This is a genomic window from Streptomyces sp. HM190, from assembly GCF_009857135.1.
GTDB lineage: Bacteria > Actinomycetota > Actinomycetes > Streptomycetales > Streptomycetaceae > Streptomyces > Streptomyces heilongjiangensis.
Genome location: NZ_CP047318.1, coordinates 3,146,709 through 3,167,842, shown reverse-complemented (window position 1 = coordinate 3,167,842; position 21,134 = coordinate 3,146,709). Strand labels below are relative to the sequence as shown.

Genomic DNA, 21,134 nt, shown 5'->3' with positions numbered 1-21,134 from the left:
TGGTTCGGGGAGTCTCGGTCTACGCGGGTTGACTTGTGGGCCACCGAGAGATTGGCATGGACGGGTCATTCCGTGTGTAACCGGCGGGGGGCGGTTCGGTGACGTTTTTGAGAACGCGTCATCTTCCGTGCGCCCACGGTTCCCCGCGTGCCCCGGGCGAAGGGGAGACCCTCATTGACGTGCGGCGTCAGGCGTGCTGCGGGCCGACGGGCGGAGGCGCCGCGGCGGTGGACGGCGTGGCGGTGGACGGCGTGGCGGTGGACGGCGTGGCGGTGGACGGCGTGGCGGTGGACGGCGTGGCGGTGGACGGCGTGGCCGGGAGGTCCAGCAGCGTCAGGTAGTGGCTGACGTGGGCGGCGGCGTGCAGCATGGCGACGCCCTGTGCGGTCAGCCGGCGCTGCCAGTCGCCGAGGGAGGCGGCGAGGGCGTCCGTGCCGCCGGCCGTGCGGATCCGCCGGACCACGGCGGCGATGTGGGCCGGCGGATGGCCGCCGCGCCGCAGCAGATGGGCCAGCTCGGCGTCGCGGACGTCGTCGGCGCGGAAGACGCGGTACCCGGTGGCCGGGTCGCGCGCCGGGGCGAGGATGCCGGCCTCCTCCCACTTCCGCAGCGTGGCCGGGGTGACGCCCAGGTGACGGGCCAGCTCCCCGACGGTCCGGTTCCGGTGCGCGCCCTGCCCCGTCGCCCCCGTCGTCCCCGTCGCCCCTGTCACCCCCGTCGGGCCGGTGGGCGCTGTCGGTCCCGTCCGCTCCGCCGTCAGCCGGCCGAGGTCGTGCCGTACCGCCGCGAGGGTCTCCCGGTCGCGCAGCAGTCCGCTGTGGCCGCGGTCGACGAGGGCCAGCGCGTCGTCCAGCGCGCCGCCGTGGAGCGCGCGCATGATGCGGCCGCCGGTCCCGTGCCCGTACGCCCGGACGAGGGCGAGGAAGGTGCGCAGGGCCGCCGCGTGCACCTCGGTGTAGACGCGGTAGCCGCTGTCCGTGCGCTCGGCGGGCGGGAGGAACCCGTCCCGCTCGTAGTTGCGGACCGCCTGGGCCGAGAGGCCGTGCTCACGCGCGAGATCGGAAGGTCGCAGGCTCGTCATCGTTTGAGACTTTATGGTCATGTCGCACCGCCGTGCACACGGAATGCGGCACCAAGTCTCAACCGGACATTCAAAGATACGGTGGAGGCTCATGAGTCAGGACATCCGAGACTTCGTGCCCCCGTCGTGCGGCCTTCTGGCGCTCGGCGAACCCACCCACCAGGAACCGGCCTTCGCGCGGCTGCGCAACGACCTGTTCGCCGAACTGGTCGAGCACGGCTTCCGCTCCGTCGCGCTGGAGACCGACCGCGTGGCCGCGCTCGCCGTGGACGACTTCGTCCGGGAGGGCACCTCCACCCTCGACACGGTGCTGCGCGAGGGCTTCTCCCACGGCTTCGGCGCACTGGACGGCAACCTGCGGCTGGTCACCTGGATGCGCGCGTACAACGAGGGCCGGGCGCCCGGGGAGCGGCTGACGTTCCACGGCTTCGACGCCCCGTTGGAGACCATGAGCGCCCCCAGCCCCCGCCCCTACCTCGAACACGTCGCCGCGTACCTGCGGCACGGCCCGGCCCCCGGCCCGGACCTCGACTTCGCCCACCTCGTGGGCGACGACGAGCGGTGGAGCCGCACGGAGGCGGTCCTGGACCCCGCCCGGTCGGTCGGCGGCACGGCCGACGCCGCCCGGCTGCGGGTCATCGCGGAGGACATGCTCGCCGCACTGTACGAACGCGCGCCGGAACTCGTCGCGGCGACCTCGCGGGACGCCTGGAACCGGGCCCGGATCCACCTCACCGCCGTCATCGGTCTGCTGCGCTACCACCGGGAGGCGGCCCGGCGCATCGAGGAGGGCGCGCGGGTGACACGGCTGTGCGTCACCCGGGACATGCTCATGGCCCGCAACCTCCTCGACATCCGCCGGACCGAGGCCCGCCGCGGCCCGACCCTGGTCTTCTCCCACAACCTCCACCTGCAGCGGAACCCCGGCACCCTGCGCATGGGGGACACGGAGGTGAACTGGTACGGCGCCGGGGCCGTCGTGGCCTCACTGGAGGGCGAGCGGTACACCTTCGTCGCCGGCAGCCTCGGCCGCAGCGACGCCATCGCGCTCGGCGAACCCGACCCCGACACCTACGAGGGCGGGCTGCAGCGCCGGGTCGGCACCTGGGCCCTGGCCCCGGCCGCCGCGATCCCGGACGCCCGCACCCGGACCGACACCACACCGCCGCAGGGATACTTCCCTCTCGACCGGGCGACTCTGGACGGCGCGGACGCCGTCCTGCACATCACGGCGGGCTGAGGTCCCGGCGGGCGGGGCGGGTCGGGCGAGGCAACCACCAGGGGGGCCCTTTCGTCTTCCTTTCCGGGCCTGCAACCCTGTGTACGACAGGTGACCAGCCCACCGACCCGACCCGTTCACCGGAGAACCCATGCCGTCCAGCGCGAAGAGACCCAGCCGACTGAACGACACCGTGGCCGCATAAGTTGATATCCATAGCCTCGCGGGTGTTCTCGCGAATACGCAGCGGCACCTCCTCCGTCGAAGGGCGCCGGGCCCGCGTCCTGCTGTGGGCCGCGGTGGGCGTGACGGCGCTGGGATTCTTCGTCGCGTTGGAGATCGCCGCCCGCCACTACGGTGTGCCGGGGCCGCTCACCAACCAGGCGCGGGAGGTGGTGTTCGCCCCCAAGTCGGGTCCGTTGCTGTACGCCAGCATGGCGCTGACGATGGTGGTGCTCACCTGGCGGCAACGGCTGATCGCGGCCGCCGTCGCCGTCGGCATCGACGTCGTCTTCTTCCTCGTGCGGTGGGCCGCCGGCGCCGACATGATGTTCGGCAACGGCGCGCTGTGGGTGATCCTCGGCTGCGCCGTGGTCGCCGTCACCCGCCGCACCGGCCGGGAGAGGACCCTGCTGCTCAAGGGGGTCGGGCTGGGGCTGCTGCTGGTGGCCGGCCGCAAGACCGGTGACACGTGGCTGCTCATCACGTCCAAGACCCAGCCGCTGGTGCTCGACCAGTACCTGGCCTCCGCCGACCACGCGCTGGGCAACCCGTCGTGGCTGATGGGCCGGCTGGTCCGGGTCACCGGACCGGTCGGCACCCACCTCCTCGACTGGATCTACATCCAGCTCGCGGTGGCCGCCGTCGCCGTCGCCCTCTACCAGCTCCGCCATGTGGCGGCCGAACGCCGCTTCCCCCGCCACCACCTGGTGCGGACCTTCCTGGTGATCGGCCTCCTCGGCCCCGGCATCTACATGATCTTCCCGGTGGTGGGGCCGGTCTTCGCCTACGGCGCCGGCGCCATGGGAACCGGCGGCGAGCCCTGGGCCCTGGCCAGCCTGTGGCCGCACACGGCCCCGCCGATCGGCGCCCCCGAGGCGATGCCGTACGACGGGATCACCCCGCGCAACTGCATGCCCAGCCTGCACACCGCGTGGGCCACCGCGATCTTCCTGCACTCCCGCGGCGGCCCCCGCGCCCTGCGCTGGGCGGGCACGTTCTGGCTGGTCGCCACGCTCTGCGCGACGCTCGGCTTCGGCTACCACTACGGCGTGGACCTCATCGCCGGTGTGGTGTTCACCCTCACCATCGAGGCGGCCCTGCGCACCTACGACCGGGGCTGGGACCGCTCGGGACTCCAGATGGTCGCCTACGGCGCGGCGGTGTTCGTGGCGCTGCTGGTGTCGTACCGCTGGCTGCCGGAGGAGATGGCCCGCTACCCGTGGGCGGCGGGACCGATGCTGCTCACCGCCATGGGGTCCGTGATCTACGGTTACGCGCGCACCGTCGGGCGGTGGGAGCCGAAGGCCGCGCCGCTGCCCCGGCCGGAACGCCGGCTCGAACTGGTGTGAGCGGCGCGGCGGGCCCGTCTCAGCCCTTCAGCCGCTCACCCAGCTCGTCGAGGTCGGCCACGAACCACGTCTGACGGTTGCGGTTGCACTCGCGGACGAAGTCCCGCAGGGCCGTACTCGCCGTCGTGTGGCGGGAGATGTCGCCGACGACGGCGAGACCCGTGCGGTACTGCGCGAACTTCTGCACGATGTCACCGGCGACCCGCGTCCGCAGCTGGAAGAACGACGCGTCGAGCCGCTCCACCGGGACGGCGACCCAGGCGGCCCCGTGGTACCCGGCGTCGCCGATGAGGTCCAGCACGTCGCTGTCGCGGGCGATGGGTTCGCCCTCGGGGGCGCACAGGAGGACGGGCACGTCGTTAAGGGTCCGCAGGGTGATCGTCATGGACGCCGAGCCTATGTGCCGGCCGGACCCCGGGCGACGGGTTTCCCGGCCGCTACTTGCTGTGGACGAGCTGGATCAGGTTGCCGCAGGTGTCGTCCAGGACGGCGGTGGTGACCGGGCCCATCTCCAGCGGCGGCTGGGTGAAGCGCACCCCGAGCGCCGTCAGGCGGTCGTACTCCGCGGGGACGTCGTCCACGGCGAAGGACGTGGCCGGGATGCCGTCCTCGGTCAGGGCCGCCTTGTACGGCCGCACCGCCGGGTGGCCGGAGGGCTCCAGCAGCAGCTCGGTCCCCTCGGGCTCCTCCGGGGAGACCACGGTGAGCCACCGGTCCGTGCCGCCCATCGGGACGTCGTGCTTCTTCACGAAGCCCAGCACGTCCGTGTAGAAGCGCAGGGCCTTCTCCTGGTCGTCGACGAAGACGCTGGTGATGTGGATCCTCATGGTGTGCTCTCCGGTCCGTCGGGCCTGAGCCATCGGGTCATGACGCGCTCCAGCGGCTCGGTGTTCAGGTCGTGGAACTTGTAACGGCCCTGGCGGCGCGTGACGACCAGACCCGCCGATTCCAGGACGGCCAGATGCTGGCTGATCGCCTGCCGGGACAGCCCCAGACCGTGCCGGGCGACCAGCCGCCCGCATATCTCGAACAGCGTCTGCCCGTCCCGTTCCACCAGCTCGTCGAGGATGCGCCGCCGGGTCGGGTCGGCCAGCGCCTTGAACACATCCTCCGCCATGCCGACCACGATAGGCAAGAGTTCACTTGCCTATCAAGCGGGTATGGGGGGCGGGCCGGGGCGCCGCCCGGAGGTGAACCCGGACGCGCCGCACCCGTCGTGCCCGCTCCGCCGGCCGGTCAGATGCCGAACGGCGCCGCGTAGCGCACGGTGCCGCTCGGCAGGGGGTGCGCGGGGTCGAGGGCGAGGGCCATCAGCGCCTCGTCGGGGACGTCGACGGTCAGGCGGATGCCGTGCGGCGAGGCGCGGCTGAAGCCGAACCGGGGGTAGTACTCCGGGTGGCCGAGGACGACGACGAAGCGTTCGCCCCTCGACGTGGCGGCCCGCAGCGCGGCCCGGACGGCCGCCGCCCCCGCGCCGGTCCTCTGACGGTCCGGCAGGACCGCCACCGGGCCCAGGCACAGGGCCGGAACGCTGTCGATGTGGCAGCGGGTCAGCAGCGCGTGGCCGACGACCGTGCCGTCCTCCCCGGTGGCGACGACCGACAGGCCGTCGATCCAGCCGGGGTCGGCGCGCAGCGCCTCGACGAGGTCGGCCTCCTCGGGCCGCCCGAACGCCGCCAGGTTGACGGTGCGGACGGCGGGAACGTCCGCCTCGGTCTCGGCGCGCGTGGTCCACGACTGGGGCATGGCGGGTGGATATCCGTTTCGTCGGAGTTCTGGGGGATGTCGCCCCGGGACGCTAGCACCGGCCGCGCAACCGTGCCGGGAATTGCGAACGGGAGTGCAACTATCGGACACCCTTGCGAGTCGAGTGAGGTGAACGTGCCACGAGTGCGTTCGCTGCCACTCAAGGGGGAAACCTTCATGACTCACCGGATGTCCCGGACACACCGGACGTCCCGCGGCACCCGTGTGCTCGCCACGGGCATAGGGGTCGGACTGCTCGCACCGCTGTCCGTCGCGCTCGCGCCGAACGCGGCGGCCGCGCCGCCGCCGGTCACCTGCACCTCGGACCGGGCGGGGCTGGCCGAGAAACTCCAGAAGGACATCGCGGCGGCGGTCGCCGAGCGCAAGGGCACCATCGCTGTCGGGGTCCACGACCGGACCACGAACACCACCTGCACCCTGCGCGGCAGTTCCGCCTACGACTCGGCCAGCGTGGTGAAGGTCACCGTCCTCGCGGCGCTCCTGTGGGACGCCAAGAAGACCGACCGGTACCTCACCGACCGCGAGACCAGGCTCGCCACCGCGATGATCACCAAGTCCGACAACGCCGCCACCAGCACGCTGTGGAAGCAGCTCGGCATGACCAAGATCAAGGGCTTCCTGACGGCCGCCAGGATGACCCAGACCAAGCCCGGCGCGAACAACTACTGGGGCCTCACCCAGATCACGGTCCGCGACGAGCAGCGGCTGCTCGCGCTGCTCGCCGGGAAGAACACCGTCCTCGGCGACAACGCCCGCGCCTACGTCCTGAAGCTGATGAACCAGGTCGTCTCCGCGCAGCGCTGGGGCACCCCGGCCGGGGCGCCGTCCTCGGTGAGGACGCACGTCAAGAACGGCTGGCTGTCGCGGGCCACGCACGGCTGGCGGGTGCACTCCGTCGGCGTGTTCCAGGGCGGCGGCCGGGACTACCGCATCACCGTCCTCACCCACGGCAACCCCGACATGACGTACGGCGTGAACAGCATCCAGGCCGTCGCCAAGGTCGTCCACAAGGACCTGGTGCCCGTGACCGGCGCGGCGAGCGCGCGGCGCTACGTGCCGACCAGCGACCCCCAGGAGGCGTTCCCGGCGGTGCCGCCCGCCGGCTGACCCGGCGCCCCGCCGGCCGGCGGACACCCGCCGGCCGGTGCCCGCCCGGTCGCCGTCGACGTCCGACCAGCGTCGACGGCGGATCCGGGCGGGCGTCAGCGGCTCGTCAGCACGACGAGCCGCTGCGTCGCCCGGGTCATCGCCACGTAGTGGTCCACCGCTCCCTCGACGCCGGTGCCGAAGTCCCGCGGGTCGACGAGGACGACCAGGTCGAACTCCAGGCCCTTCGCCAGCTCGGGGGTCAGGGAGCGGACCCGTGGGGTCGCCCGGAACGAGGGATCGCCGATGACACAGGCGATCCCCTCGCCGTGAGCGGCGAGCCACTCGTCGAGGATCGCGTCCCGCCGCTCGACACCCGCGTGCAGGACGGGCACGCCGCCGCTGCGGATGGACGTCGGGACGTTGGCGTCCGGCAGCACCGCCCGGATCACCGGCTCGGCCTCCGCCATGATCTCCGCCGGGGTCCGGTAGTTGATGGTCAGGGAGGCCAGCGCGACCCGGTCCAGACCGATCCGCTCCAGCCGCTCCCGCCACGACTCCGTGAACCCGTGGCGGGCCTGGGCCCGGTCACCGACGATGGTGAAGCTCCGCGACGGGCAGCGCAGCAGCAGCATCTGCCACTCCGCGTCGGTCAGTTCCTGCGCCTCGTCCACCACGATGTGCGCGAACGGCCCGGCCAGCAGATCCGGGTCGGCGGCGGGCACCTCGGCCTCGTCGACCAGGCTGACCCGCGCGTCCTCGCCGCGCAGCATCACCACCAGGCCCTCCCCGTCGTCCCCGTCGGCGCCGGAGACGGCCGCCGCCTCGATCAGGTTGTCGACGACCTGCTCCATGCGGACGCGCTGCGCGGCGAGGACGGCCTCCCGGCGGCGCCTGCGCCGGGCCGTCTCCGGGTCGCCGAGCCGCTGCCGGGCCGCGTCGAGGAGCGGCAGGTCGGACACCGTCCACGCCTGCGGGTCTCCCGTCCGCCGCAGCCTGCGGACGTCGTCGGGCCCGAGCCAGGGCGCGCACCTGCGCAGATAGGCGGGGACCGTCCACAGGTCCGCGACCAGGTCGGCCGCCTCGATCAGCGGCCACGCGCGGTCGAGGGCGGCCAGCAGGTCCCGGTCCCGCGCCAGCGCCTTCCGCAGCCGGTCGGGCGAGGTCTCGTCCTGCCTGTCCACCAGGATCGTGAGGAGCGCGTCCCGCACCTGCTCGCGTGCCTCGTTGTGCGGGGTGCCGGGCTCGGCCGCCGCGAACGCCTCGGCCCAGTCGTCGGGGCTCACCCACACGTCCGACCACGGGGTCTCGACCAGCAGCCCCTCGGTGGGCGGCTCCTCGTAGAACCGGACGGCCTCCTCGATCGCCTTCACCATGGCGCCGGACGCCTTCAGCCGGGCCACCTCCGGGTCGGTCTCGACCCCGGCGCCCGCGCCCTCGGCGACCAGGTCCCGCAGCACGCAGATCTGCACCCCCTCCTCACCGAGACTCGGCAGGACGTCGGCGACGTACGACAGGTAGGGCCGGTGCGGGCCGACGAACAGGATGCCGCCGCGGCGGTGGTCGACGCGGGGGTCGGCGTGCAGGAGGTAGGCGGAGCGGTGCAGGGCGACGACCGTCTTGCCGGTGCCGGGACCGCCGTCGACGACGAGGGCACCCCGGGAGCCCGCGCGGATCACGGCGTCCTGGTCGGCCTGGATGGTGCCGAGGACGTCCCGCATCCGCTCCGACCGGTTGCCGGCGAGACTGGCGATGAACGCGGACTGGTCGTCGAGCGCGGCATGCCCCTCGAACCCCTCCGGGGTGAACACCTCGTCCCAGTAGTCGCTGATCCGGCCGTCCGTCCAGCGGTACCGGCGGCGGCTCGCCAGACCCATCGGCTGGGCGTGGGTCGCCCCGAAGAACGGCTCCGCGGCGGGGGACCGCCAGTCGATCAGCAGTCGGCGGCCCGTGCTGTCGGTGAGGCCGAGCCGTCCGACGTAGACGGGCTCGGCGCCGTCCGCGCCGACCATGCGGCCGAGGCACAGATCCAGTCCGAAGCGGCGCAGGGTGCGCAGCCGGGCGCTCAGCCGGTGGATCTCCGCGTCCCGGTCCATCGCCTGCCTGCCCGTGCCGCCCGGCGCCCGGCGCTCGGCGGCGAGCCGGGCGGACACCTCGGCGATCGTCTGCTCCAGGCACTCCGCGACGGCCGCCAGGTGCCGTTCGTCACCGGCGATCAGCGCCGGGTCGGCCTTGGCGGCGAGGCGCTCGGGAAGGTCGAACGCGCTGGTGGACAGGGAGTTCACGACGGCTGACTCCGATCTGGGGCGGACCCGGATGTGCGGTGCGGGTGGGGGAGGTGGGGCGGGAGCGGGGGTGGGGGGGCTGGGGGGAGGACGGTGCACGCGACCCTGAGGGGCGCTCCCCGATGTCCGGTCTTCCCGTCGTTCACGGCTTCGGCCGGTGATTGTGCGGGACGGAGGGGGCCTTGCCGCAAGGCCCCCCTTGCGCTATACGTTGAGAGTGGCAAGGAGTCCGTGACTCCTTGCCTTCGCCGTTTTCCGAGGTCCGAACCGGCCGGATCCGGCCGGTTCGGACCGGTTCACGGGACCCACCCCGACGGCACCGAGCCGCCCTACGGTGACCGCCATGCGCCCGACAGCCCCGTCGACGACCCGCCCGCGGACCGTCCTGGCCGCCACCGCCGGTCTCGCCGCGGCCGCCGGCCTCACCGCCGCCGGTCCTGAACCGCCCGCGCTCGAACGCCGGTCCTGAGCTGTCCGCTCTCAACTGCCTTTCCTGAACGGCTGGTCCTGAGCTGTCCGCTCTCAACTGCCTTTCCTGAACGGCTGGTCCTGAGCTGTCCGCTCTCAACTGCCGTTCCTGAACCGCCGGCCCTGAACCGTCCGTCCTCAACTGCTCAATCTGAACCGCCGGTCCTGAAATGTTTGTCCTCAACTGCCGTTCCTGAAATGCCCGTTCGTGCCCGGTGGCCGTCGCGGGAGGGGTCGCGTGAACCGTTGCGGCACCCTCGTCCGATGAGGGGGTGTGAGCGACATGAAGCGGGGGAGTCCGGGCGACGCCGAGCTGATGCGGGCCGTCGCGGACGGCGACCGTCGCGCCTTCGAGGAGCTGTACCGCCACTACGCGCCGTGGCTCGTGCTGCGGCTGCGCGGGCGGTGCTCCGACCCGGTGCTGGTCGACGACGTGGTCCAGGAGACGTTCCTCGACGTGTGGCGGGGAGCGGCCCGCTACCACCGGGAGGGCGACGTGGCGGGCTGGCTGTGGCGGATCGGGTCGCGTCGGCTGGTGGACGCGCTGCGCGGCGACGGCGCCCGCGGCCGGCTGCGGCAGGCACTGGCCCGGCTGCGCCACCGCGACGAGGCGTCCGCCGAGGAACAGGTGCTGGCCCGGGTCCGCCACGGCGACCTGGCGGGCTCGCTCGCCGCGCTCTCGCCGGAACTGCGGGCGGTGCTCCAGGCCACGGTGATCGACGGACTGACGACCCGTGAGGCGGCCGTCCTGCTGGGCATCCCGCCCGGCACGGTCAAGACCCGGGCCATGCGCGCCCGGAGGCAACTGCGGGAGGGCCTGGCATGAACTGGCACACGGACGACGCGGACCTGCGGGAGTACGCCGCCGGAGTGCTGGCGCCGCCCCGGCTGTGGTCCGTCGAGACCCATCTCGCCGCCTGCGCCGACTGCCGGACGGCACTCGGGTCCCATGTCCCGGCCGCCGGGACCGACCTGGGCTGGGCCCGGCTCGACGCCGCGCTGGACGCCCCGCGGCCCGGCCCCGCCGAGTCGCTGCTGGTCCGGTGCGGGGTCGCCGACCACACCGCGCGGCTGCTCGCGGCGACCCCGCTGCTGCGCGGCTCCTGGCTCGGCGCCGTGGCGCTCACCCTGGCCCTCGCGGTCTGCGTGGCGCTCGCCGCGTCCCCGCTGATGCTGCTGGCCACGGCGCCGCTGCTGCCGCTGGCGGGGGTGGCGTTGTCCTTCGGACCCGGCCTCGACCCGATGTACGAGACGGCCGTCGTCGCGCCGATGCACGGCTTCCGGCTGCTCATGGTGCGGACCGTAGCCGTGCTCGCCACGACGACGCCCCTGAGCGCGCTGGCGAGCCTGGCGCTGCCGTCGCTCGGCCTCGCGGCCCTCGGCTGGCTGCTGCCCGCCCTCGCGCTCACCTCGACCGGCGTCGCGCTGTCCGCCCGGCTGGGGCCCGTCCTCGCGCCCGCGCTGGTCGGCGGCGCCTGGGCCGCGCTGGTGGCGCTGAGCCGTCTGCTGGCCTCCGGCACACCGCTGCCCTTCACCGCCGAGGGCCAGGGCGGGGCGGCGGCGCTCGCCGTGGTGGCGACGGTGCTGCTGGTGGCGGCACGCGACCGCTTCGACGGCGGGGTCCTGCCCGGACCGTCCCTCCGCTCCTCGCGAACCCTTCGATCCGCAGCCAGGAGGCTGTCATGACACGACCCACGGTCTCGGCCGCCGGCCTGACCCTGAGCTACCGCGGCACCAGGGCCGTCGACGAGGTGACGCTGCGGCTCACCGAGGGCGTCACGGGCCTGCTCGGACCGAACGGCGCGGGCAAGACGACGCTGCTGCGGATCCTCGCGACGGCGACCGCGCCGGACAACGGCGCGTTCACGGTGCTCGGCCACGACCCGAGCACCGTCGCCGGCCGGCAGGACGCCCGCCGGGTCCTCGGCTACCTGCCGCAGAACCCCGGCTTCCACCCGGACTTCACCGCCTTCGAGTTCGTCGACTACGTGGCCGTCCTCAAGGAGCTGACGGACCGGCGGACCCGGCACGCCGAGGCCCGCCGGGTGCTGGACGCGGTCGGGCTCGCGGACGTGCGCGGAAAGAGGATCCGGAAACTCTCCGGCGGCATGAAGCAGCGCGTGGCGCTGGCCGCCGCCCTGGTCGGCGACCCCGGCTTCCTCGTCCTGGACGAGCCCACGGTCGGCCTGGACCCGGAGCAGCGGATGCGGTTCAGGGAGCTGATCGCGGAGGCCGGCGAGGGCCGTACGGTGCTGCTGTCCACCCACCAGACCGAGGACGTGGCGATGCTGTGCCACCGGGTGGTGGTCATGGACCAGGGGCGGGTGCGGTTCGACGGCACCCCGGCGGAGCTGACGGCGGTGGCGGACGGCCGGGTGTGGCGCAGCGCGGAGCGCCATCCGGGCGCCCGGGCCGGCTGGCGCACCGGCACCGGCGAGTTCCGCAACGTCGGGGACCCGCCGGAGGGCGCCCGCCCGGCCGAGCCGACGCTGGAGGACGGCTATCTGCTGACCCTCGGCGGCGACCCGGTGGCGGAGGCGGCGGTATGACGGCCCTGACCCGGACCCCGGTCACCGCCCCCGCGCCGCCGTCGGCCCGGCAGGGCCTGCGGGCGGTGCTCGCGCTGGCCCGCGTGGAGGCGCGGCGCCTGCTGCTGCACCCGTTGGTGCTGGTCGCGCTGGCCGGGTACCTGGCGCTGCTGCTGTGGCCGGGCGGCGAGCCCGAGGACGCCTACCCGGTCCTTCAGGACATCGACCGCGAGACACAGCTCGGCCAGCTGCTGCTGGGGCTCGCGGTGATGATCGCCGCGAACCTGGGGGTGCTTCGCTCGCACCGGCGCGGCACCGACGGCTCCTTCGCGGTGCTGGTGGTGCGGCCGTGGCGGCGCACCTGCGCGCACGTCCTGTCGGTGCTGCCGACGGTGCTCGTCGGGGCGCTGCTCGTGGCCGGGCAGTTCACCGCCGAGGCGCTGAAACCCGGTGCGGTCGGCCACGGCTCGGTGTTCGAACTGGTGACCGGTCCGCTGCTGGTCCTGCTGCTGGGTGTCCTGGGCGTCCTGCTGGGCCGGGTGGTGCGGTCGTCGTTCGCGGCCCCGCTCGCCGCGGTCGCCGTCATCGCCGTCTCGTTCGTCTTCGTGGCCGGGTCCGGCAGCCCGGCCTGGGTGCGCGGCATGACGCCGCTCCTCTTCGACGAGGGCGCCCGGCCGTTGCCGTCCGCCCTCCAGGGGCGGCCCGCGGGCCGGCACGCCCTGTACCTGCTGGCGCTCGCGGTGCTGGCGGCGGCGGGCGCCGTCCGGGCGAGCGGCGGCCGGACCAGGGCCGTACGGGTCACCGCGCTCACGGCGCTCGGCGCGGTCGTGGCCGCCGTCGTGCTCCAGGGCACGGCACCGTCGGACGCGGTGCGCGAGGCACGCGAGGTGGCGACCCGTGACCCCGCCGAGGTGCAGGACTGCGAGCGGCGCGGGCCCACGACGTACTGCGCGTTCCCCGAGTTCACACCCTGGATCGACGAGTGGGCCCGGGTCACCGACCGGGTGCGGTCACTGGCCGGCGGCTCCGGCGCGGAACAGGCGCTGACCGTACGGCAGAAGGTCGCCGCCCTCGACGGGCCGTCCGGCACCGGGGAACCGTCGCCCGCCGCGCCCGGCGAGGTCACGGCGAGCACCGCCTGGGGCGGGGAACGCGAACTGGAGTTCGCGGCGAGCGTCGCCCGGGGGCTCGTCGTCGGCCACGAGCGCCACGCGGGGGCGTACTGCGACGCGCGGGGCGTGCTCACGGTGTGGCTGGCGATCCACGCGACCCGCGACGGCGAAGCCCTGTTCGCCGAGACCGGCAACGCCTACGACAGTCCCGGCGTGATCCACGCGCCGGTCACCGCGATCGCCCTGCGGGACCGCGAACTCACCGTCGTCCAGCGGCTGCTGGCCCTGCCGCGGGAGCGGGTGGGACGCGCCGTGCGGGCGCACTGGGCGGAGCTGTCCGCCGCCGGTACGACCACCGACCGCGCGGCCGCCGTGCTGGGCGTCACCGCCCCGGCCGAGACGGCCGCCGACCGGGCATGGAGGTGCGCGTGAGGCGGCGCGCGGCGGTGGCCCTGGCCCTGGCCCGGCCCACGGTGCGGTCCCTGCCGTGGCGGCTGCTCGGGGGCGGCTGGGCGCTCGGGGTGGCCGTCGCCGCCGTACCGGCCCTGTTCGCGCTGCACCTCCCGGCGGCGGTCCTCGCCGACGTGGCGCGGGTGGCGGCGCTGTGCGGGGCGGTCGGAACGGCGTTCGCGCTGGACGACCCGGCCCGGCACACCACCGGGACCGTTCCCGTGCCGCGCCCGCTGCGGCAGACGCTGCGGGTGGCCGTGGCCGGGCTCGCGGGCGCGCTCTGGTGGGCGGCGGTCCTCGGCGCCGTACGGGCGGGCGCCGACGCCGGGACCTGGGCCGGGGTGCCCGCCGGAGCCCTCACGGTCGAGGCCGCGGCGCTGTCCGGGCTGGCGCTGGCGCTCGCCGGGGCGGCGGTCCGCTTCAGCGCGGTCCGGCTGCCCGGCCCGGCGGTCGCCGCCGCGCTGCCCGCGCCGCCGGTCGCGGCGGCCGTGTTCCTCCCCGACGGGTACGCGCTGTTCGTGCCCCCCGGCGACCCTCGCTGGGCGGACGCCCACACCCTGTGGGCCGGAATCCTGACGGCGACGCTCGCCGTGTGGGCGGCGTGCGCCCTGGAACCACGCCACCGGAGCGGCCGGGTGCCGGGGCGCACGCGGGGCGGGGAGGAGCGGGGCGGGGCGACGGCGCGGTGAGGCACGGTGAGGCGGGCGACGGCGGCTGACCTGGTGCGGGGCCCGGGGCCGGCCGGTGCGGGAGCCCCTCCCGCTCACCGCGGCAGAGTGCCGCTCCGCCGCGGCGCCACCCGGTTTCCCGGCACCGCACAGCGCGGCCGATGAGTTCGTGGCTCCCGGGCGGTCCAAGCTGATGACACCCGAGGAAAGGACACGGCCATGTCGGAGCTTCTCGTGGACTTCATCACGTCCCTCGACGGCTACGCGTCGGGAGAGGGATGGCCCGGGTTCTGGGGCCTGGAGGGCCCGGAGTACCTCGCCTGGCTCGGCGAGCAGCCCGAGGTCACGTACCTGATGGGAGCGAACACCTACCGCCTGATGTCGGGCTTCGCCGCGGGGGAGGTGCCGGCGGGCCAGGACGAGTTCAGGCCCGAGGAGGAGGCGTCCGTCGACGAGCTGACGCGGGCGTCCAAGGTGGTGTTCTCCTCCTCGCTCCAGGAGCCGCTGACCTGGGCCAACGCCACGCTCGTCCGCGACGACGCCGTCGGGGCGGTCCGCGCCATGAAGGCGGGCGGCACGGGGATCCTCAGCACGATCGGCAGCCTGAGCCTGTCCCGGTCCCTGCTGCGGGCCGGACTCGTCGACCGCTTCCGGGTCGTGATGTTCCCGGTGATCACCGGTGCCACGGGTGAGGAACGCATCTACGACGGCTACCCCGACGTCGCGCTGGAGATGACCGACCACCGCACCTTCGACGGCCGCACCCAGCTGGTCGAGTACCGGCCCCGCGTGCTCGACCACCCGCCCCTCGGCTCCCCGGCCTGACGTCACCCCCGCCGCCCCCCGCGCCCCGATTGTTGCGGCGGGATGAAATCCGCACCCCGCGGCGTTGGTGCCTTCCGGACGTATCCGCAGGACGAGGAGGGCACCGCGTGGCCGGGCGACAGGGGGAGGACGGCGTGGGAGAGCCGGCGAAGGGATCGGCGGCCGGGCGGGCGCCCGGCTGGGCGCGTCGGCTCGCCTCGTACGCCTGGCGGTACCCCCGCAACCTCGTCCTCGCCCTCGGCGCGTCCCTCGCCGGCATGGCGGTGATGGCCCTCGTCCCCCTGATCACCAAGGTGATCATCGACGACGTCATCGGGGACCGGACCCGCGGCATGACGCTCTGGGCCGGCGCCCTCGTCGGCTCCGCCGTCCTCGTCTACGTCTTCACCTACGTCCGCCGCTACTACGGCGGACGCCTCGCCCTCGACGTGCAGCACGACCTGCGCACCGAGATGTTCGGGACGATCACCCGGCTCGACGGGCGGCGCCAGGACGAGCTGTCCACGGGGCAGGTCGTCGGCCGCGCCACCAGCGACCTCCAGCTCATCCAGGGCCTGCTCTTCATGCTGCCGATGACCATCGGCAACCTCCTGCTGTTCCTGATCTCCCTGGTCGTCATGGCGTGGCTGTCCGTCCCGCTCACCCTGGTCGCCCTGGCCGTCGCCCCCGCCCTGTGGTGGATCGCCCGCCGCAGCCGCGCCCGGCTGCACCCCGCCACCTGGTACGCGCAGGCCCAGGCCGCCGCCGTCGCGGGCGTCGTCGACGGCGCCGTCAGCGGCGTACGCGTGGTGAAGGGGTTCGGGCAGGAGGAACAGGAGACGGGGAAGCTGCGCGAGGTGGGCCGGCGGCTGTTCGCCGGGCGGCTGCGCACCATCCGGTTCAACTCGCGCTACACCCCCGCCCTCCAGGCCGTCCCCGCGCTCGGCCAGGTCGCCATGCTGGCGCTCGGCGGCTGGCTCGCGGTCCGCGGACACATCACGCTCGGCACGTTCGTCGCCTTCTCCACCTACCTCGCCCAGCTGGTCGGCCCCGTCCGGATGCTCGCCATGGTCCTCACCGTCGGCCAGCAGGCACGGGCCGGCACCGAGCGCGTGCTGGAGCTGATCGACACCGAGCCGACGCTGACCGACGGCACGAAGACGCTGCCCGCCGACGCGCCCGCGACCGTCGAGTTCGACGACGTGTCGTTCGGCTACGAGGACGGCCGCCCCGTGCTGGACGGGCTGAGCTTCGAGATCCGGCCCGGCGAGACCCTCGCCGTCGTCGGCTCCTCCGGCTCCGGCAAGTCCACCGCCTCGCTGCTGCTGCCGCGCTTCTACGACGTGAGCCACGGCGCCGTCCTCATCGGTGGCCACGACGTCCGCGAACTGACCCTCGACTCGCTGCGCGCCGCGATCGGCCTGGTCCCCGAGGACTCCTTCCTCTTCTCCGACACGGTCCGCAACAACATCGCCTACGGCCGCCCCGACGCCACCGACGAGCAGATCGAGGCCGCCGCCCGCACCGCCCAGGCCGACGGCTTCATCGCCGACCTGCCCGAGGGCTACGCCACCAAGGTCGGCGAGCACGGCCTGACCCTCTCCGGCGGCCAGCGCCAGCGCATCGCCCTGGCCCGCGCCATCCTCACCGACCCCCGGCTGCTCGTCCTCGACGACGCGACCTCCGCCGTGGACGCCCGCGTCGAGCACGAGATCCACGAGGCACTCAGCCACGTCATGGAGGGCCGCACCACCCTCCTCATCGCCCACCGCCGCTCCACCCTCGGCCTCGCCGACCGCATCGCCGTCCTCGACCGGGGCCGCCTCGCCGACATCGGCACCCACGAGGAGCTGGAGCGCCGCTCCGCCCTGTACCGGCGGCTGCTCACCGACCCCGACGAGCTGGGCGGCGTCTCACCCGGCCACCTCCTGCAGGTGCCGGCCGCCGAGGACGCCGTGCGCGACTCGATGGGGGCCGCGATACGGGACGAACTGGACGCCGAGTTCGACGCCGAACGCGGCATCACGCCCCGGCTGTGGACCGGCGACCGGGAGCCCCGGGACGCCGCCTTCGCCGGCACCCCCGCCACCCCCGAACTCCTCGCCCAGGTCGAGGCGCTGCCCCCGGCGCGGGACACCCCGGACATCGACGAGGCCCACGCGGTCGCCCCGGAACGCTCGTACGGCCTGCGGCGCCTGCTGCGCGGCTTCGGGCTGCCGCTGCTGCTGAGCCTGGCCCTGGTCGCCGTCGACGCCGGCATGGGGCTGCTGCTGCCGGTCCTGATCCGGCACGGCATCGACGAGGGGGTCTCCCAGGCCGTCCTCGGCGGGGTCTGGGCCGCGTCCCTGCTGGCCCTGGTCTCGGTGCTCGTCCAGTGGGCGGCCCAGGTCGGCGAGATCCGGATGACCGGCCGTACCGGCGAGCGCGTCCTGTACTCGCTGCGGCTGAAGATCTTCGCCCAGCTCCAGCGGCTCGGACTCGACTACTACGAGCGGGAGCTGACCGGCCGGATCATGACCCGGATGACGACCGACGTGGACGCACTGTCGACGTTCCTGCAGACCGGCCTGGTCACCGCGTTCGTCTCCGTCGTCACCTTCTTCGGCATCATGGTCGCCCTGGTCGTGATCGACGTCCAGCTCGCCCTGGTGGTCTTCGCGACGCTCCCGCCGCTGGTCCTCTGCACGTTCTTCTTCCGCCGGGCGAGCGTGAAGGCGTACGAACTCGCCCGTGAGCGGGTCTCCGCCGTCAACGCCGACCTCCAGGAGTCCGTGGCCGGACTGCGGATCGTGCAGGCGTTCCGGCGCGAGCGGGACGGCGCCGAGCGGTTCGCGGCCGGCAGCGCCGCCTACCGCGAGGCCCGGGTGCGCGGCCAGTGGCTGATCTCGGTGTACTTCCCGTTCGTGCAGCTGCTGTCGTCGGTCGCGGCCGCGGCGGTGCTCGTCGTGGGCGGCCACCGGGTCGACGCGGGCACCCTGACCACCGGCGCCCTGGTGGCGTACCTGCTCTACATCGACCTGTTCTTCGCCCCGGTGCAGCAGCTCTCCCAGGTCTTCGACGGCTACCAGCAGGCCACCGTCTCCCTGGGCCGCATCCAGGAACTGCTCCAGGAGCCGACGTCGACGAAGTCCGCCGACGAACCCCAGCGGGTGCGGTCGCTGCGCGGCGACATCGCCTTCGAGGGCGTGGACTTCCAGTACGGGGGCTCCACGGGTGAGGAGGCGGCCCTCAGCGGCGTCTCCCTGCGGATCCCGGCCGGGCAGACCGTCGCGTTCGTCGGCGAGACCGGCGCGGGGAAGTCCACCCTCGTCAAGCTGGTCGCCCGCTTCTACGACCCCACGGGCGGCCGGGTCACCGTCGACGGGACCGATCTGCGCGACCTCGACATCGCCTCGTACCGGCACCGGCTGGGCGTCGTCCCGCAGGAGGCGTACCTCTTCCAGGGCACGGTCAGGGACGCCATCGCCTACGGCCGCCCCGACGCCACCGACGCCGAGGTGGAGGCCGCCGCGCGGGCCGTCGGCGCCCACGACATGATCGCCACCCTCGACGGCGGCTACCTCCACGAGGTCGCCGAACGCGGCCGCAACCTCTCCGCGGGCCAGCGCCAGCTGATCGCCCTGGCCCGCGCCGAGCTGGTGAACCCGGACATCCTGCTGCTGGACGAGGCGACGGCGGCCCTCGACCTGGCCACCGAGGCCCAGGTCAACCAGGCCACCGACCGTCTCGCCGGACGCCGCACCACCCTCGTCGTCGCCCACCGCCTCACCACCGCCGCCCGCGCCGACCGCGTCGTCGTCATGGACCACGGCCGGGTCGCCGAGGACGGCACCCACGACGAACTCCTCGCCCTCGACGGCCGGTACGCGCGGCTGTGGCGGACCTTCGTGGGCGAGCCGGCGATGAAGGCGTAGGCCGTCGCCGGCCGTCGTCGGCGAATCCCTCCCGTCGCGCAACCGTTCGGCGACCGTCGTGCGTCCGAATATCCGTACGCTTCTGCGGTGGGAGGGACAGACGGTGAGCAGGGGTGCGAGAAGCGCGATCCGCCGGCCGCTGGCGCTCGCGCTCGCCGTCCTGACCCTGGCCGGGCTGCTCGCCGTGGCCGGTCCCGCGGGCAGCGCGGAGGCGGCCTCGTCGTGCGCCGGCCGCAAGGTGCGGACCCTGACCTTCGACGCCGGGACCGTGCGCGTCTACCGCAAGGGCGGCCGGTACGTGTGCGCCGTGCTCGTGCCCCGCAAGCAGGTCACGGGCAAGGGCGGCGCGAAGGCCCGCAAGGGCACCATCCGCGTCCGGGCGTGGGCCGGGCAGTGGGTGCGGAACAAGCGGCACCCGGCGGGCCCGGTCACCGTGCACGCGGGCCGGCGTCCCGTGTGCGTCCACGCGCGGGTCGGTTCCGTGCGCTACACCTCGGGCTGGATCCTGCGCTGACCACCGGCCGGCCCCTGCCGCGTACCCGGGCACACAGGGTTTTCCCTATCTCCGCCATCTGCGCCTGACAGCAGTCCAGTTGGCCCCTTTCTTCCCTGGTGCCCCGGCGGTCGCTCCGATAGCTTCCGGCGCACAGCCGTTCCACAGGGGAGAGAACGCATGCGCAAAGCGCTCAGGTGGGTGCTGTCGCTCGTGGTGCTCATCGGCACACTGAGCACGGCGGGCGCGGCCACCGCCGCACAGCCGGACACCACCGACATCAAGGACCGACTGCTCGCGATACCGGGTGTGAGCCTCATCGAGGAGAAGCCGTACCCGGGTTACCGCTTCTTCGTCCTCAACTTCACGCAGCCGGTCGACCACCGCCACCCGGCGAAGGGCACCTTCCAGCAGCGGATCACCGTCCTGCACAAGGACACCAGCCGCCCGACGGTCTTCTACACCGGCGGCTACAACGTCTCCACGACCCCGAGCCGCCGCGAGCCCACGCAGATCGTGGACGGCAACCAGGTCTCCATGGAGTACCGCTTCTTCACGCCGTCCCGTCCGGCCCCGGCCGACTGGACCAAGCTGGACATCTGGCAGGCCGCCAGCGACCAGCACCGCATCTTCACGGCGTTCAAGAAGATCTACGACAAGAAGTGGATCTCCACGGGCGGCTCCAAGGGCGGCATGACCGCCACGTACTACGAGCGCTTCTACCCGAAGGACATGGACGGCGTCGTCGCCTACGTCGCTCCCAACGACGTGGTGAACAAGGAGGACTCGGCGTACGACCGGTTCTTCGCGAAGGTCGGCACGAAGGAGTGCCGCGACCGGCTGAACGCGGTGCAGCGCGAGGCGCTGGTGCGCCGTGAGCCGCTGGAGAAGAAGTACGCGGAGTACGCCGCCGCCGAGGGCCTCACCTTCACCACCATCGGCAGCCTCGACAAGGCGTACGAGGCCGTCGTCCTCGACTACGTGTGGGGCTTCTGGCAGTACAGCCTGCTCGCCGACTGCGACAGCGACACCATCCCGAAGAACGCCAAGACCGCCACGGACGACGAGATCTGGAACTCGATCGACGCGATCTCCGGCTTCTCCGCCTACGCCGACCAGGGCCTGGAGCCGTACACGCCGTACTACTACCAGGCGGGCACGCAGCTCGGCGCGCCGACCATCAAGTTCCCGCACATCGAGAAGAAGTACATCCGCTACGGCTACCAGCCGCCGCGCAACTTCGTCCCGCGGGACATCAAGATGAAGTTCCAGCCGCACGCCATGCGCGACGTCGACAGCTGGGTCCGCGACAACGCCCGCCACATGCTCTTCGTGTACGGCGAGAACGACCCGTGGGGCGCCGAGCCGTTCCACCTCGGCAAGAAGGCCCGTGACGCGTACGTCTTCACGGCCCCCGGCGCCAACCACGGTGCCCGGGTCTCCGGTCTCGTCGAGTCGGAGAAGGACCTCGCCACCGCTCGCATCCTGAAGTGGGCGGGCGTCGCCCCGGCCGCCGTCCAGCAGGACGCGAGCAAGGCGAAGCCGCTCGCGAAGTTCGACTCCAAGCTCGACAAGCGGGACGTCGAGCGTGAGATGACGCTGCGTCCGTAACACCCCCGAGCCACCCCCAGAGCCCCGGTGCCGCCCGACGGCGACACCGGGGCTCACCCGTGTCCGGGGTCCAGGGC

General features: G+C 73.6%; 19 protein-coding genes. 13 read left to right on the top strand and 6 right to left on the bottom strand.

Annotated features, from left to right (window positions below):
• Positions 1-187: 187 nt before the first annotated feature.
• Entirely contained in the window at positions 188-1,081 is an 894-nt protein-coding gene (locus GSY65_RS13255) for a TioE family transcriptional regulator (RefSeq protein ID WP_159767636.1), read from the bottom strand.
• Between the two features lie 91 nt (positions 1,082-1,172).
• On the opposite strand from GSY65_RS13255, the gene GSY65_RS13250 reads away from it, so the two are divergent.
• Together GSY65_RS13250 and GSY65_RS13245 are read left to right on the top strand one after the other, a co-directional pair.
• Positions 1,173-2,321, top strand: a complete 1,149-nt coding sequence (locus GSY65_RS13250; RefSeq protein ID WP_159767633.1) for an erythromycin esterase family protein — start codon at positions 1,173-1,175, stop codon at positions 2,319-2,321.
• A 206-nt stretch (positions 2,322-2,527) separates the two neighbouring features.
• Positions 2,528-3,871, top strand: a complete 1,344-nt coding sequence (locus GSY65_RS13245; protein ID WP_443043216.1) for a phosphatase PAP2 family protein — start codon at positions 2,528-2,530, stop codon at positions 3,869-3,871.
• Positions 3,872-3,890: 19 nt separating this feature from the next.
• Here GSY65_RS13245 and GSY65_RS13240 read toward each other — a convergent pair whose 3' ends face one another.
• The 4 genes from GSY65_RS13240 to GSY65_RS13225 form a co-directional block, all read right to left on the bottom strand.
• Entirely contained in the window at positions 3,891-4,256 is a 366-nt protein-coding gene (locus tag GSY65_RS13240; protein ID WP_159767630.1) for a DUF4180 domain-containing protein, read from the bottom strand.
• A 52-nt stretch (positions 4,257-4,308) separates the two neighbouring features.
• Positions 4,309-4,698: a VOC family protein gene (locus GSY65_RS13235; RefSeq protein WP_159767627.1), complete on the bottom strand. Its 390-nt coding sequence runs from the start codon at positions 4,696-4,698 to the stop codon at positions 4,309-4,311.
• Complete coding sequence (locus tag GSY65_RS13230) at positions 4,695-4,988, bottom strand: ArsR/SmtB family transcription factor (protein WP_159767624.1); 294 nt, start codon at positions 4,986-4,988, stop codon at positions 4,695-4,697. The genes GSY65_RS13235 and GSY65_RS13230 overlap by 4 nt, the downstream gene beginning before the upstream one ends.
• A 119-nt stretch (positions 4,989-5,107) precedes the next feature.
• Positions 5,108-5,617 carry a GNAT family N-acetyltransferase gene (locus GSY65_RS13225; RefSeq protein WP_159767621.1) on the bottom strand — a complete coding sequence of 170 codons (510 nt, stop codon included), beginning with the start codon at positions 5,615-5,617 and terminating at the stop codon, positions 5,108-5,110.
• A 189-nt stretch (positions 5,618-5,806) separates the two neighbouring features.
• Between GSY65_RS13225 and GSY65_RS13220 the strand changes: the two genes are divergently transcribed.
• A complete protein-coding gene (locus GSY65_RS13220; RefSeq protein ID WP_159767618.1) occupies positions 5,807-6,745 on the top strand; it encodes a serine hydrolase in 939 nt (312 codons plus the stop codon).
• 95 nt (positions 6,746-6,840) lie between these two features.
• Here the strand turns inward: GSY65_RS13220 and helR are convergent, their stop codons facing one another.
• Positions 6,841-9,009: an RNA polymerase recycling motor ATPase HelR gene (gene helR / locus GSY65_RS13215; protein WP_159767615.1), complete on the bottom strand. Its 2,169-nt coding sequence runs from the start codon at positions 9,007-9,009 to the stop codon at positions 6,841-6,843.
• Between the two features lie 343 nt (positions 9,010-9,352).
• On the opposite strand from helR, the gene GSY65_RS34310 reads away from it, so the two are divergent.
• From GSY65_RS34310 to GSY65_RS13170, 10 genes are all read left to right on the top strand, one after another.
• Positions 9,353-9,478 carry a hypothetical protein gene (locus GSY65_RS34310; protein WP_268978198.1) on the top strand — a complete coding sequence of 42 codons (126 nt, stop codon included), beginning with the start codon at positions 9,353-9,355 and terminating at the stop codon, positions 9,476-9,478.
• 282 nt (positions 9,479-9,760) lie between these two features.
• Complete coding sequence (locus GSY65_RS13210; RefSeq protein WP_159775889.1) at positions 9,761-10,303, top strand: RNA polymerase sigma factor; 543 nt, start codon at positions 9,761-9,763, stop codon at positions 10,301-10,303.
• Positions 10,300-11,163: a zf-HC2 domain-containing protein gene (locus GSY65_RS13205; protein ID WP_159767612.1), complete on the top strand. Its 864-nt coding sequence runs from the start codon at positions 10,300-10,302 to the stop codon at positions 11,161-11,163. Before GSY65_RS13210 ends, GSY65_RS13205 begins: the two co-directional genes overlap by 4 nt.
• Positions 11,160-12,026, top strand: coding sequence for an ABC transporter ATP-binding protein (locus GSY65_RS13200; protein WP_159767609.1), 867 nt, complete (start codon positions 11,160-11,162; stop codon positions 12,024-12,026). Before GSY65_RS13205 ends, GSY65_RS13200 begins: the two co-directional genes overlap by 4 nt.
• Positions 12,023-13,549, top strand: coding sequence for an ABC transporter permease (locus tag GSY65_RS13195; RefSeq protein WP_159767606.1), 1,527 nt, complete (start codon positions 12,023-12,025; stop codon positions 13,547-13,549). Before GSY65_RS13200 ends, GSY65_RS13195 begins: the two co-directional genes overlap by 4 nt.
• A complete protein-coding gene (locus GSY65_RS13190) occupies positions 13,546-14,256 on the top strand; it encodes an ABC transporter (RefSeq protein WP_201452529.1) in 711 nt (236 codons plus the stop codon). Before GSY65_RS13195 ends, GSY65_RS13190 begins: the two co-directional genes overlap by 4 nt.
• Positions 14,257-14,454: 198 nt before the next feature.
• Positions 14,455-15,060: a dihydrofolate reductase family protein gene (locus GSY65_RS13185; RefSeq protein ID WP_159767603.1), complete on the top strand. Its 606-nt coding sequence runs from the start codon at positions 14,455-14,457 to the stop codon at positions 15,058-15,060.
• Positions 15,061-15,194: 134 nt separating this feature from the next.
• Positions 15,195-18,953, top strand: a complete 3,759-nt coding sequence (locus GSY65_RS13180; protein WP_159775887.1) for an ABC transporter ATP-binding protein — start codon at positions 15,195-15,197, stop codon at positions 18,951-18,953.
• A gap of 103 nt (positions 18,954-19,056) precedes the next feature.
• Positions 19,057-19,467, top strand: a complete 411-nt coding sequence (locus GSY65_RS13175) for a hypothetical protein (RefSeq protein WP_236579770.1) — start codon at positions 19,057-19,059, stop codon at positions 19,465-19,467.
• 159 nt (positions 19,468-19,626) lie between these two features.
• Entirely contained in the window at positions 19,627-21,057 is a 1,431-nt protein-coding gene (locus GSY65_RS13170) for a S28 family serine protease (RefSeq protein WP_159767600.1), read from the top strand.
• The last annotated feature ends 77 nt before the right edge of the window (positions 21,058-21,134 follow it).